A 13,276-nucleotide genomic window follows, 5' to 3' on the forward strand; every position below is an offset into this window, starting at 1 on the left:
CTATGCAAATCCTGTAGCGGCGCGATAAATCGCGCCGCTACAGGATCTAAGGCTACCCCATGTCAGAAAAACAACTCACCTTTGCAGAACGTCATCATCAACTAACCAATATCAATGTCTGGACCGCCGACAGCCAGTGGCTGGCGTTTGATGTCCGTCCTTCCGGTGCTTCCTTTACCAGCCTGACCATTGAACGCGTCAATGTGGCAAGCGGTGCAGTTGAGGTGTTGTACCAGGCACGCGACGGCGCGCACGTTGGCGTGGTGACCGTCAGCCCGGATCTCCCGCCACGCTATGTCTGTATCCACGGCCCGGAACATCCCGATGCGCACTGGCATTACGATTTCCACCATCGGCGTGGCGTGATTGTGCAGCAGGGGATCGCGGAGAATCTTGATGCCTGCGATATCACCGCTCCCTTTACGCCTGGCGCATTGCGCGGTGGTTCGCATGTTCATGTCTTCAGCCCGGACGGTTCGCGTCTGAGTTTTACCTACAACGATCATGTGATGCATGAAAAAGATGTGGCCGAAGATCTGCGTAACGTCGGTGTTGCTGTGCCGCTGCATCCGGTATGCCCGTCAAAACATCATCCGCGTGAATATGAGGGAAGCCATTATTGTGTGCTGGTCAGCCAGACGCAACGTGATCCCCTGCCGGGCAGTGATCAAATCGATCGTGCCTACGAGGAGTGCTGGATAGGCGATCGCGGCTATCAAAAGCCGGATGGCAGCTGGCAACGTTGGGCCATCGCGTTTATTGGTGATACCCGCTCAGTGAGTGGCGAAAAAGTACCGGAAGTGTTTGTGGTCGATCTGCCAACTGCGCTGGCGGATTACGCGAAGTCAGGTGCTTCTCCCCTACAGGGGACGCCCGATACATTGCCAGCGCCGCCGTCCGGGGTACAGCAACGACGCGTTACCCATACGCAGGGGCTGGCGTTACAGCCACGCCACTGGTTACGTGCCGCACCGGATGGCAGCGCTATCGCTTTTCTGATGGCGGATAAAAACGGCGTGGTGCAGCTGTGGACGGTGTCGCCCAACGGGGGTAAACCACATCAGGTGACGCAGCTAGCCAGTAGCATCCAGTCAGCCTTTAGCTGGCATCCTTCCGGTGCGGCCATCAGCTTTGTCTGTGACAACAGCGTGATGCGATGCGAGCTGGCGAGCGGCAAATGCACGCGATTGACGCAGCGCAGTGACCAGCCGCCGTCAGGTGATGCGGTGGTCTGGTCGCCGGATGGAGGAAAGATCGCCTATATGCGAGAAATCAACGGCTGGCGGCAGCTGTTCTGCGTCAGTGCGACTCCGCAGGCATAGAAGCGGCGGTTGCCAGACTCGCCTGAGTCCCGGCCAGTTTTTCGCTTTGCAGCACGCGCTCGCGTGGTGAATCGATCGATTTGTCATCGTCATGGCGGAAGTAATCCCACGGCAGCAGGAGGGTGTCCATCACCGCAGAGAAAGGCAGATCGATAGCGAGTAATGGCTTCATTGCCCAACTGGTTTGGTCATCAGTTAGCATCTCCGCGCTGGCACGGGTACCGGGATAATAACCCTGGCTCGCGCCAGTGTGAGACATAAGACTGGAGCAACCGGAGGTCATACCTGCGCCACAGATCAACAGACCGGGCAGCAAAAAGCGTTTCATCATTTTCATCATCTTCTTTCATCCCTTCAGTCATGGCATGGCCCTGGCTGGAGTGTGTCACCTGATTAAGCATCACTCTGAGTTGATGTCTTTCTGTCCAGGCGAATAATGACCTGAGTGTATGCTATTTCATCAAAATTGCTGCAAGAAATTCCTCGTGAAACCTTGAAAGTGAAAAAATAGCGCCCACTTTTAAGGAACGGTCACGCTGCTTTCGCCGACAGGGAGAGCAACGGGCCGCACAACCTGTCCATGGTGGAAGGTTGCCAAAACTTGCTGATTTTCAGGAGTCCTAATATGCGTAATTTTGATCTCTCTCCGCTTTATCGTTCTGCAATTGGTTTCGATCGTCTGTTCAATCTGCTGGAATCAAATCAGAACCAGGCCAATGGTGGCTATCCTCCGTATAACGTTGAGCTGGTGGATGAAAACCACTACCGCATCACCATTGCCGTGGCGGGCTTTGCCCAGAGCGAGTTAGATATCACCTCTCATGACAACATGCTGGTTGTGCGCGGTGCGCATCCCGAGGAGCAGCAGGAACGTAAATACCTGTACCAGGGCATCGCCGAGCGTAACTTTGAGCGTAAATTCCAGCTGGCTGACCATATCGTGGTGCGCGATGCGCGTCTGGAGAATGGTTTGTTAAGCATCGACCTGGAACGCATCGTCCCCGAAGAGGCGAAACCGCGTCGGATTGAAATTCTGAAGTAAGGGTCAGGCTGCGTTGCCACAGCCCTCGACAACCGCAGTCCAGTTGAAGGATTGCGGTTTTTTATGCATGTGCTGAGACAACTGCTTTATCACCGAGCGCTTTGCAGGTTGCACAACCATTAAAACCCAATGCGATCATTACTTCTTCAGCAAACAACTGCTCGCTTCGGTGGTTTATTTTAATTATTGTACTGATAATCTCGCTTTTGGTATTGCTTTTAAGTAAATGCCATTCTGTAATGATGTCATATTCTTCTTGTGACATTTTTTTCTTTTTGAGTAAATCATCTCTTATATGAGATGCTTGACCATATTTTTTTACGGTTGATTTGTACTCCTGAAAGAAAGATAGTGTCTGATCGATGTATTTTTCCTCATGTTTGTCATCGAAAGATTGTAACAGGCTTTGGCTCGAGGCTAATCTTTTACCGCTATTGGCGTGTCGGCTTTTTTGTATTGGACTCATATGAACTCGGAAGAAGGCATTCGCCCGAGCATAGTAAGCTGCTTCATCCTTATAAAAAAGCTCTTTGTTTTTGATAAAATATTGACGGTATTCATCTATCCTGTGTTCAGGGATTTCATCGGGTATTGAAAAGTTCTCATAATCAGACAGCAGGTTTGGGCAATTCTCATAAAAATGGTAGATAAGCTTTTCACGATAGAAGATGACTCTTTGCAGACGTGTCTCAGACTCAGCTTTTCTCTGGTTCATGAGTTTTATATTGTCTGCTGTTTCTGTGTTAAGTATCTCATTTACTGCAATGATTTTCGCCATTGCTTTCAACTCTGGGGCACTGAATAAATTTTCCTTAGTATGTGGTTTTATTATTTTATTGATGGCTTCTCCAGCTTTGAGCGATTGTTCATAGGGTATATCAAGAATGCCACCAATCTTATGTAATGTTGATTTTGTAACGTATACCAGGCGCATTTTAATCCCTTCTACTTATTCATTCTCTGAGGTAATATGAATGATGTTGCTGTTGATTAGTTGCTCAATAAAGGACTCCTGATAATCAGAAGGATCAACCTTATTTATTAACTCTTCAATTAATTCAATCTCTTCACCTTCAGAAGCAACGATACGGTATAAAGTATCAGAGATATCTTTAGTGAGCAGTGATGTTTTTGGTTCAGAGCTGAGTCGACTCAACAAATCCAGCATGGCATAGCTTTTCGCTGGTAACTTGATAGATACCGTTTCATAAAGTTCACGAGAATCTTTCACTATGTTATTCTTCATTTTTTCAATTTGATTTTTAATCATTTTTATTACCAATTTTATCTTTAATAAGAATTTTACAGTAGTTATGCTCGTCAGAATGTTTCATTAAATAAATTTCTTCCTTGCTTAATAAATCAGTTTGCTGATCCTGCGCTGACAGTTTGAAGTTGTTATACTTATAGAAGATGCTTTCTTTGATCTCTTCCCGCGCCACTTCAAAAATCCAACTTTCTTCAAGATCATTACATCCATCAATGATATGTTGTGGTGATAGTTTATCAGCCTCAGTTGCTAACAATACCTGACTATCAAATTCTGTGACTTCAGATTTTAATTTTTCAATTAGAATTTTTCTAATGATGTTATTTAAAATGGCAGAGCGAGATGTATCCAGTCTGAGTGCCATTTCATCAATAAATTTTAAATCTGCACGGTGAATCTTCAGATTAATTTTCTGAGGTGGGACGGGTAATACAATTGTGCTTTCAGCTGAATTGCTTAAAATTTTGTCTTTGTTTACTTTTAGCATTTTTTTTACCGTAGTGGAAAAAAGAAGTCATCAGCAAATCATCCGTTAATGCGATGCTAGCGCCTTTCTTTTGCTGTAAAGTGATTAATTGTCTTTTTAATGAGTTGATGCATTCTATCGCCAGAGCCAGTGTTTTTTCATCCAATATGAGTCTCTCGCTGTTATTACTAAAAGAACCCAGAGACATCACCAGATTAATGACTTCAAACGATATGTTTCTTTCCGACATTCTCTTTTGCAGATGACATGATATTTTCATAAGCACACCTCGTCTGTTTCATGAATAATGACACAGACGGTGCTGGTGCAAAAGTACAATTTGTACCTTTTTCATATGTCATTGTTTTATAGTGTTATTTAGTTTCGACTAATGCGAAAGGGAAGGGGGTTCGGGTCAGGAAAGAAAAAATATGCCAGATGACACTGATACCTAACCCGGGTATCGGGGCAGAATCTCCCCATACCCGGGCGCAGTACTACGTTCTTATGAGAAATCGCTGACTCACCATTCCGCCAAATACATTAATCAGCAGACCGAGAATAATCACTGTAGCGCCTAACATTTGCTGCATCGACAGGGTTTCTCCCAAAATCAATGCTGCGCTGAGAATCCCCACCACCGGCACCAGTAACGAGAGCGGAGCGACGCGCCAGGTTTCATAGCGACTGAGCAAATTGCCCCAAATGGCATAACCGACAATGGTGGCGACAAACGCCAGGTAGATCAGTGCCAACACGGTTTGCAGTGAAATATGCACCAGACTGCTGACTATCGCCGCCTCACCCTCGAACCACCATGAGCAGGCGAAGAAGGGCAGCATAGGCACCAGCGCACTCCACACCACCAGCGACATTACCGGGACTTTGCTGTTACGCAGGATAATCTTGTTGGTGATATTGCCTAACCCCCACGACAGCGCTGCGGCCAGCGTCAGCATCATCGTGGTCAGCGTAATCCCTGCGGTGGTTTGCCCCTCCATACCGGCAGTGGCAAGCATAAACATACCGAGGGTGGCGACTACGATCCCGGCGATATGGTTCCAGCGCAGCTTCTCAGCCAGCAATAGCGCGCCGAGCAGCAGGGTAAAAAATGCCTGAGCCTGCACCACCAGCGACGCCAGCCCGGCGGGCATGCCAAGTTTGATGGCAAGAAACAGAAATGCAAACTGACCAAAGCTGATGGTCATGCCGTACACCACCAGCCAGCGTAGCGGGATGTTTGGTCGCTTAACAAAGAAGATCGCCGGGAATGCCACCAGAGTAAAACGCAGTCCCGCCAGTAAAAACGGGGGCATGCCATGCAGCCCCAACTTAATCACCACAAAATTGACACCCCAGGCCAGCACGACACACAGGGCTAATAATAGATCTTTAACTGACATAACAATTCCTTCTGCCGCGATCAGGCGGTCGCCGTCACGGGGGTGGCGATTTCTGCACAACATTCATCGCCGACTACACGAAAATAATCATTCACATTCAGCGCTACCGAGCGCTCCAGTTCACCTGCGTTGAACCACAGGGTACCGACATCGCGCAGACGCGTGTCGACGCGCAGCGCCAGCCGGTCATCAAAACTAAAGGGGGGCACTGCTCCCATCACGCACTGCGTCAGTTCCTGGGCTTTTTCCGGTGCGGCGAAGCTCGATTTCTTGCCGCCAATGGCACGCGCCGCGCTTTTGAAGTTGATTTTGCAATCACCGGGGACAATCGCCAGCAGATAACGGGACTCCGCCCCTTCTGGCATGGTCACCTCCAGCACCATCGCCTTCGCAGCCTGATTCAGCTCATTGCCGCGGATCTCGCTGATGACATCGGTCTGACCGATGGCCTCATGCTCGACCACACGGAAATTCGCCTGATGTTGCTCCAACTGCGCGATCAATTTTTCATAGGTTGTCATCTTCATCTCCTCGTATGACGGGCCACGGGTTAACTCCAGGCAATCGCGTGCTTCATCTTTTTGTCGGTCAGACCAAAGAAGAAGCCCATAGTGATGCGCGTATCGCCTTCCACCCGATCAATTTCATGATAAAAAGCAGGATTAAACAGATAGATATCGCCGCTGCGCGGTGAAAACTCACAAGTCTCGCAATGTTCAACAACGCCACTCTGGTAGCCCAGTTCGCCAGGTGTTTTGAAACGCTCATCCACCTGCTGCCATTTCTTATTAAAGATGCGCAGTTCGCCACCGGCGTTGCACTCTTGCAGGCACACCACGCAACTCAGCTGATGCAAAATGTCGGTGACCGCCAGGCCGCTGCCTGCCGCATCGCGCACGATGTTGTCGTTGTGCAATGGGTTGGCGACGCCGTTGGCATGGAAACGCACGATCGAACCCGCATAGTCGCCATGCCGGGGATCAGTGGCGGTTTTCAGGCTCTCCAGCCGTAAGGCGTGTTTCACCCAGTTGTAAACCTGGTCACGCAGGCAGTGCAGCGAGGGCGGCAAAGCGGGCTGGATGTCGCGTAATTCAGTGAAATAGTTTTCCGGCGCAGCGGTGTGCTTCGCCAGATAGGGGCCAAGGGTGGTGAGTGCACCATTGGGATAGTGCGACACCCGCACCTTCTCGCGGCAAAGTTGCAGGTCATCCACTGCCGCTTCACGGACTTCCGGGGTCAGGAAATTACGCAGTACCAGCAGCGGTACACGCGCAGTCACAATGTCATCCAGCCAGGTACTTTCCACAAACATTTTGGGGTTAATCACGCGTATCTGATTGAAAATGGCCATGCTGTTCACTCCGACAAAGGAATTTCATGAAGTTCATGGTTACTCATTCGACGCCATTCCGACGCCGTGCCCAGTGCTGCAATGGGTTCAGAAGAGATAAAGGTGCGGTCGTGCTGTTTGTAGTGATGCAGGGTGAAATAATCGGGATAAGGGGTATCTGTGGGATGCCATTGCCATGCCCAGGCTTTCTCGCGGGTGACAAAAATCGCGTTGGCCGCACTGCCGCCAGGTGCTACCTGTACCATTTTGTCACGCAGATAATCGCGGGTGAAATCAGCCGGGGTCGCGCGGTCAACGATGTATTCAAGGTATTCCGCCGAATCGAAGCGGGACTCCGCCATGCCGAGCTGCTGGTAAACCGTTGGTAAAAAGCCGTTGTGCATCATGTACCACTGCGTCTGGCCACTGGTGCGCCACAGCGGATGCGAAAATTCGATACCGTGGTTTTTGCTCAAGGTGGCATGGCGCACATGCACCGCCAGAAAACGGCCACGCAGGCGATCGACATCAATACCCGGCAGCGCATCGGCAAACATGCCGGTGCCGTGTAGCGTGCGAATTTTTCCCTGCTCGATCCACAGCATTCCCCAGCCGTTTGGGTGCTGCTTGATTGGGCCATCATGGGTCGCGGTTTCACCACAACTCATGGCGCGCGCCGCCTCCAGTACCGCAGCGGCATCAAACTGACCGTGCGCCAGAATCATTCTGCACATAGCAAATCCCCCCGTGTGGCAAAAGACGGAACCGCAAGAATCTGATGGAAGGTCGCCAGAATGTCGTCGCGGCTGTTACCCGGCAGACGGAAGGTGGCGAGGATGCCCGCATGTCGGGTCAAATCGGCATACAATGAGGATCGCGGTGATACCTCCAGTGCGGGCAGATTGAGCGGTGGCAGTAGCTGGCCGCGTTGCTGTTGCGCGATCCAGCTTTCTGCCTGGTGATATTGCAGCGGCTGGCGCAAACGCAGACGACCTACCGCCGACGCCTGTTGATTGAAATGCAGCTCAGGCATACCGTGTCCTGCTTCGATCTGAAATGCCACGTCGGCCCAGTTGATGCCGGTCACTTCCTCAACCAGGTTCACCACACCCATGCCCGACAGGCGGAAACCCATTTCGAGAAAATGCGGTTCGCCATTGACCACGATGAAATCGATATGGAAAGCGCCCTGACGGTAGCCAAAAGTTTCACAACAGAAACTCATCAGGCTGGCAAAGGCCGCAGGCAGTTGCTGTGCGGCCATCGCCACATGGCCGGATTCGTAAAAGCTGATGCTGCCATCGGCGTCGCTGTGATGCTCAATCACCTTCTGGCAACAGGTCAGGGCTACCGCGTGGCCGTTATCCACCACGCCCTGTAATGAATATTCGTCGCCGCACAGCCAGCTCTCGACGATATAGCCCGAGAACCCACGTCCACCGTAATTCATGGTATCGACCAGTTTGTTAATCACGGTATCCAGTTGGCTGGCTTCCTCGACCATCCAGACACCGAGGCCGCCGCCGCCATCGACCGGCTTGATCACGCAGGGGTAGAGCAGCGCTTCCCGCGCGTCGCGGATACTGAGCGGCGAGGCAAAAAAGCGAAACTCTGGTTGAGGGAAACGCGGCCAGGCCTTACGCAGCGCCATGCGTTGCGCGTATTTGTCCGGCGGGATAAAGCAGGGGCCGGCATCCGGGCCAGCCAGCATCTCACGCACCCGACCGGCGCTGGCGTTATAGGCTTCAAAGCCCGCCAGCACTACCTGTGGATGTTCCAGCAGCCCGGCATGCAGACACGCCTGTAACACATCCCAGGGGTTTTCCGGTCGATCCAGCCGCACGATCAGATCGAACGGCAAGGTCTGGCTGAGGGACTGGTAATCGACAAAATCCCCCATCTCCGCCAGAACAGTGAAATAACCTTCGCGCTTTGCCACCGCGCAGTACGGATTTTGCCCGTCGCGGGTGGCACCAATCTGCAGGAAAATCTTTCTCATCGGTTGGCCTTACCGGGTTAACGCCCGGAAATCACTTCTGTGACGATGTCCTGCAGGACACCATTGTTAACCTGGATCACCGCTTTGTGCGGGTCGAAGCGCAGCACGCGCGACAGGGCATCCTGCTGTTGGTTATCCAGCAATGAACTCACCTGCGCGCTTTGCCAGCAGTGACGCATCTGCACGATGGTCAGGCCGGAAAGTTGCTCCAGTTGTTGTGCCAACAGCAGATGGTTGCTGTTGCCTTCCAGCAAGGCACGCACCGCCGCTTCTTCCGGCGCGTCCGGCAACTGTTGCAGCCAGGCTTTCAGTTGGCGGCCACCGGCGATAAACGGCGAATAAATCATGCACACCAGCTGGGTTTCATCGAGACCAAATGCCTGTTCGGCAAACTGCGTTGCCCGCTGCCGCGCACGCGCAATCGCGGCATCGTCCTGATAACGTGCCGCCATTTCGCTGATCAGCTGTGGTGGAAAATCTTTTTGCTGCATCAATCCCAGCGCAAAGCGTGCATATTCGCGCACGCCTTCGGCGTAGCTACGCTGCAACAGGGTTTCTGCGCGCAGGCCGCGAATATGGGCCATTAATGTCGGGTTGCCGCAGTCTGATTCCGAGAAGCTGAACATCAGTTCATCGAAGCGGAACTGCATAAACTCAGTGAGCAGCGTCCAGTGCGCACCCGCTTCATACGCGGTGTCCTGATAGATATTGAAGAACAGTGGATCGCGCTCAAGCTGCCAGGTGATGCGGTGCGCGGGGGTAACCTGATCGACACCGTAGACATCGCTAAAGTAGCGTTGCGCCACGCCATCCAGGGTTTGCAGAAAGCCGCTAAAGCCGCGTGATTTATCCGCCACCGGTGCGTTAAACAGCCGGGAGAGGTGGCGCGCCCAGGCGAGGTAAGCGGTTTGTTCCTGTGGCGAATCGCCGGTGATGATCATATCCACCCCGCCATCGTAGTGCGCCGCGAGGCCAAAGGAGTTCACCATGCTGAGGTTGCAGGCGTTGCAAAAGGTGGAGCGTGCATCGGCGCGGAAGCGGTGGCCGTTCATCAGCACATCGTTGCGATTCTGCTGGCGTACCGCTTCCGGCATCGGCAAATAACGGGAAAAAGGGCGAATCTGTAATCCGTCGGTCACCAGACATTCGGTAAAGTCGTCATGGTGGATATGCAGCGCGCGATAAACGCGATCGATATTCTCCATCACGCTGTCGTTCATTGCCGCGTGGCGGTTGGTGCTGATGCGGAGCTGAAAGGTGCTCCCCCGCTGTTGCCAGATCAACCCCTGGATGTAGCGGACATACGCCACCATATAGCTGCTGTCTTTGCCGCCGCCATAGGCGAGCAACACGCGGTTGTTTTCGGGGTGGTGCGTATCGGGTAGCGCGGCGAGCAAACGGCGGGAACAAGCCTGAGCAGATGCGAGAATGGCGGGGGATAGATATCCTTCAATTTCTCTCATCATGGTGGACAGATTATTCATTTTTCACTTTTTCCTTTGGCTAATAAAATCGCTATTGCCTTGAACACGGCAACATTGCGGGTAAAGGGCCACGAAGGTGCTTGGGAATGAATGTCTCAGTCTTCATGCTGCGCGGCTGGGTGCCAGCCACCGATACGCAAGGTGATTGATTTAACAGATGCAGCCTAAACTACTTTGAATGTAATCTGATGGATACGCACAGATCAGCACGATATGGGGTGGAACAGATGGCGGGTGAGACGGAAGAACAGGAGAGTCAGAGCAGTCGTTACCGTCAGATAGCAGAACAGATCAAACAGGCGATTCACAGCGGATCGCTGCCGCCAGACAGTCGCTTACCCTCGGTGCGCACGCTGGCTACGCAGTACCGAGTCAGTATGACCACCGCGCTCAAAACATTACGCACACTTGAGGATGAACACTATGCGGTGGCACGTCCCAAGTCCGGCTTTTTTGTGGCACCACGTAAGGCCGACAAAAAGTTGCCGTTGGTCAGCCATGAACAACCGCGTGAAATCGCACCACTGGATGAGCAGACCGAACTGCATCTGGCGATGGTGGGTTCGGATTGTCGCGTAAGGCTGGATCTGGCAAACGGCGATATCTCGCTGTATCCGGTAAAGAAAATTGGTCTGCTGATGCGTCAGATGGGGTACAGCAAACCGGCGCTGCTCGGGAATACCGTTAAGGGTACTGGCTATGCACCGTTGAAGGCGGAAATTGCCCGCCGTGCGGTGGATTATGGCTGCAACATCAACGCCGATGACATCCTGATCACCAACGGCTGTATTGAGGCGATCTCACTGTCGCTGCGCGCCACCACTCGTCCAGGTGATATCGTGGCGGTGGAATCACCCTGTTATTTTGTGTTGTTGCAGATGCTGCACAACCTCAATCTACGGGTGATTGAAGTGGAGGCGGGCGCGGAAGGCTACGTCAACGTTGAGAAACTGACGACGTTGTTCCAGCGCAAAGCGGTGCAGGCGTATCTCAGCCTCAACAACATCAATAACCCGCTTGGCAAAAGCATCCCCAACGAACAAAAGGCCTACATTGCACGCCAGGCCGACGAAAACGATGTGGTGATCATTGAGGATGATATCTTCGGTGATACCGCCTTTGGTGAACGCCGTCCGTTCCCGATGCGCGCCTTCAGCCCGAACGTCATTCTGTGCAGCGGCTTCTCGAAAACCGTGGCGCCAGGTATCCGTATTGGCTGGGTGCACAGCGTCAATTACATGCGCAAAATCGCCTCGCTGAAATACACCTCGACGATGGGGACTTCGGTGCTGTCGCAGGCGGCGATTGCCGAGCTGCTGCGTAATGGCGGCTACGATGCCCATCTGCGTAAGCTGCGGCGTGAACTGGCGAATCAGATTCACCATATGCGTCAGGCGGTGCTGCGTTATTTCCCGGCAGGAACGCGCGTGTCTGATCCCGAAGGCGGCTACGTACTGTGGGTGGAGATGCCGATGCAGGCGTTAAACGTGCGTGCGCTGTTTCTCAAAGCACGCAATGCCGGGATTGGCATTGCGCCGGGGCATATTTTTGCCACCGACCACCGCTATGATCACTGCTTCCGACTGAACGCCGGATTCGGCTGGAATGAGGAAGTGGAGCAGGCAATTCGACAACTGGCACAGTGGTGCCAGCTGTCATTGCTGGAAGCGAAGCAGGATTAGGCGCGCCAGGCGTCTTCGATCTCTTGCGCCAGAATCTGCACCGCGTGTTCAATGCTGGCTGCGTCTGGCACATAATTCATGCGCATACATTGATGGGTATGCGGCCACTCCTGTTCCAGGCCCGGGAAGAAGAAATGCCCCGGTACCATCAGTACGCCGCGCGCCTTCAGCCGTTGATATAGCGCTTCGGTGCTGATCGGCAGGTCACGGAACCACAGCCAGAGGAAAATCGCCCCTTCTGGTTTGTGGATCAGGCAGCGATCTTCCGGCAAATAGCGGCGCAGGATGGCGATCGTCTCGCTAACCTTATGCTGATAAAACGGCTTGATCACCTGTTCTGACAGGCGCAATAAATCGCCGCGCGCAATCATTTCGTTCGCCATCGCCGGGCCGATGCTCCCCGGTGCCAGGCTGATGATGCCGTTCATATTGCCGATCGCGCTGATGGTGTTTTCATCGGCAACGATAATGCCGCAACGCGCCCCCGGCAGGCCGAGTTTCGACAGGCTCATGCACAGAATAATGTTGGGATTCCACAGTGGGCGCGCTTCGCTGAAGATAATGCCGGGGAAGGGCACGCCGTAGGCGTTATCGATCAACAGGGGAACTTCATGTTGCTGCGCCAGCGCATCCAGTTGTAACAGCTCGTCATCGGTGATGACATTGCCGGTGGGATTGGTCGGACGCGAAACGCAAATCAGACCGATATCATCATTCAGCGGCAGGTGGTCAAAATCAACGTGATATTTGAACTGGCCTTCCGGCAGCAATTCAATGTTCGGCTTGGCAGAAACAAACAGCCCTTCCTCCAGCCCGGCGTCGGCGTAACCGAGATACTCCGGTGCCAGCGGGAACAGTACGCGTTTTTTGCTGCCGTCGGCGCGGTGTCCGGCGAACAGATTAAACAGATAGAAAAATGCGCTCTGGCTGCCGTTGGTCAGGGCGATATTTTGCGCCGTCAGCGGCCAGCCAAATTCGTCGCGTAACATCTTCGCCAGCGCATCAAGCAGCAACGCTTTGCCGCGTGGGCCGTCGTAGTTGCACAGCGCTTCGCTCAGTTTGCCTTCCTGATGCATCTGCTGCAAAAGCTGGTGGAAATAGTCATTCATTTCCGGGATTTGTGCCGGATTACCGCCGCCGAGCATGATGGTGCCGGGGGTACGCAATCCTTCCCCCATATCTTCCATCAGACGTGAGATGCCGGAATGTTGCGTAAATTTGTCGCCGAACTGAGAAAAAGACATAGCAGGTTAAAACATTGTGATGACTGATTGGGGA

General features: G+C 52.7%; 15 protein-coding genes. 3 read left to right on the forward strand and 12 right to left on the reverse strand.

Going from position 1 to position 13,276, the window contains the following annotated elements; translation table 11 throughout:
• Nucleotides 1-59: 59 nt before the first annotated feature.
• Entirely contained in the window at nucleotides 60-1,322 is a 1,263-nt protein-coding gene (locus AC6I8N_RS00205) for a YidR family protein (RefSeq protein ID WP_497829778.1), read from the forward strand.
• On the opposite strand, the gene AC6I8N_RS00210 is transcribed toward AC6I8N_RS00205, so the two are convergent.
• The gene (locus tag AC6I8N_RS00210; RefSeq protein WP_036625886.1) at nucleotides 1,300-1,659 is read right to left on the reverse strand and encodes a YceK/YidQ family lipoprotein; all 360 of its coding nucleotides are present in this window, start codon (nucleotides 1,657-1,659) and stop codon (nucleotides 1,300-1,302) included. The two genes, AC6I8N_RS00205 and AC6I8N_RS00210, sit on opposite strands and share 23 nt — an antisense overlap.
• A gap of 288 nt (nucleotides 1,660-1,947) precedes the next feature.
• On the opposite strand from AC6I8N_RS00210, the gene ibpA reads away from it, so the two are divergent.
• A complete protein-coding gene (gene ibpA, locus AC6I8N_RS00215; protein WP_013507211.1) occupies nucleotides 1,948-2,364 on the forward strand; it encodes a small heat shock chaperone IbpA in 417 nt (138 codons plus the stop codon).
• 61 nt (nucleotides 2,365-2,425) lie between these two features.
• Here ibpA and AC6I8N_RS00220 read toward each other — a convergent pair whose 3' ends face one another.
• From AC6I8N_RS00220 to AC6I8N_RS00265, 10 genes are all read right to left on the reverse strand, one after another.
• Complete coding sequence (locus tag AC6I8N_RS00220; RefSeq protein WP_497829779.1) at nucleotides 2,426-3,298, reverse strand: hypothetical protein; 873 nt, start codon at nucleotides 3,296-3,298, stop codon at nucleotides 2,426-2,428.
• Nucleotides 3,299-3,313: 15 nt separating this feature from the next.
• Nucleotides 3,314-3,634 carry a hypothetical protein gene (locus AC6I8N_RS00225; RefSeq protein ID WP_497829780.1) on the reverse strand — a complete coding sequence of 107 codons (321 nt, stop codon included), beginning with the start codon at nucleotides 3,632-3,634 and terminating at the stop codon, nucleotides 3,314-3,316.
• Complete coding sequence (locus AC6I8N_RS00230) at nucleotides 3,627-4,121, reverse strand: hypothetical protein (RefSeq protein ID WP_497829781.1); 495 nt, start codon at nucleotides 4,119-4,121, stop codon at nucleotides 3,627-3,629. The genes AC6I8N_RS00225 and AC6I8N_RS00230 overlap by 8 nt, the downstream gene beginning before the upstream one ends.
• The gene (locus tag AC6I8N_RS00235) at nucleotides 4,078-4,380 is read right to left on the reverse strand and encodes a hypothetical protein (RefSeq protein WP_497829782.1); all 303 of its coding nucleotides are present in this window, start codon (nucleotides 4,378-4,380) and stop codon (nucleotides 4,078-4,080) included. The genes AC6I8N_RS00230 and AC6I8N_RS00235 overlap by 44 nt, the downstream gene beginning before the upstream one ends.
• Before the next feature lie 217 nt (nucleotides 4,381-4,597).
• Entirely contained in the window at nucleotides 4,598-5,503 is a 906-nt protein-coding gene (locus tag AC6I8N_RS00240; RefSeq protein ID WP_497829783.1) for an EamA family transporter, read from the reverse strand.
• Between the two features lie 20 nt (nucleotides 5,504-5,523).
• Nucleotides 5,524-6,024: a YbaK/EbsC family protein gene (locus AC6I8N_RS00245; protein ID WP_497829784.1), complete on the reverse strand. Its 501-nt coding sequence runs from the start codon at nucleotides 6,022-6,024 to the stop codon at nucleotides 5,524-5,526.
• A gap of 29 nt (nucleotides 6,025-6,053) precedes the next feature.
• Complete coding sequence (locus AC6I8N_RS00250; RefSeq protein WP_497829785.1) at nucleotides 6,054-6,854, reverse strand: 2OG-Fe(II)-dependent halogenase WelO5 family protein; 801 nt, start codon at nucleotides 6,852-6,854, stop codon at nucleotides 6,054-6,056.
• Nucleotides 6,855-6,859: 5 nt separating this feature from the next.
• On the reverse strand, nucleotides 6,860-7,567 hold the full coding sequence (locus AC6I8N_RS00255) for a class II glutamine amidotransferase (RefSeq protein ID WP_497829786.1): 708 nt from the start codon (nucleotides 7,565-7,567) through the stop codon (nucleotides 6,860-6,862).
• Complete coding sequence (locus AC6I8N_RS00260; RefSeq protein WP_497829787.1) at nucleotides 7,555-8,832, reverse strand: ATP-grasp domain-containing protein; 1,278 nt, start codon at nucleotides 8,830-8,832, stop codon at nucleotides 7,555-7,557. Before AC6I8N_RS00260 ends, AC6I8N_RS00255 begins: the two co-directional genes overlap by 13 nt.
• Nucleotides 8,833-8,849: 17 nt before the next feature.
• The gene (locus AC6I8N_RS00265; protein WP_497829788.1) at nucleotides 8,850-10,316 is read right to left on the reverse strand and encodes a hypothetical protein; all 1,467 of its coding nucleotides are present in this window, start codon (nucleotides 10,314-10,316) and stop codon (nucleotides 8,850-8,852) included.
• Between the two features lie 227 nt (nucleotides 10,317-10,543).
• Here AC6I8N_RS00265 and AC6I8N_RS00270 point away from each other — a divergent pair, with 227 nt between their 5' ends.
• Nucleotides 10,544-11,998, forward strand: coding sequence for an aminotransferase-like domain-containing protein (locus AC6I8N_RS00270; RefSeq protein ID WP_208725475.1), 1,455 nt, complete (start codon nucleotides 10,544-10,546; stop codon nucleotides 11,996-11,998).
• Here AC6I8N_RS00270 and AC6I8N_RS00275 read toward each other — a convergent pair.
• Complete coding sequence (locus AC6I8N_RS00275) at nucleotides 11,995-13,242, reverse strand: valine--pyruvate transaminase (protein WP_021183670.1); 1,248 nt, start codon at nucleotides 13,240-13,242, stop codon at nucleotides 11,995-11,997. The genes AC6I8N_RS00270 and AC6I8N_RS00275 overlap by 4 nt on opposite strands.
• Between the last annotated feature and the right edge of the window lie 34 nt (nucleotides 13,243-13,276).

The organism is Pantoea sp. X-Soil-TKNS-1279 (assembly GCF_059730565.1).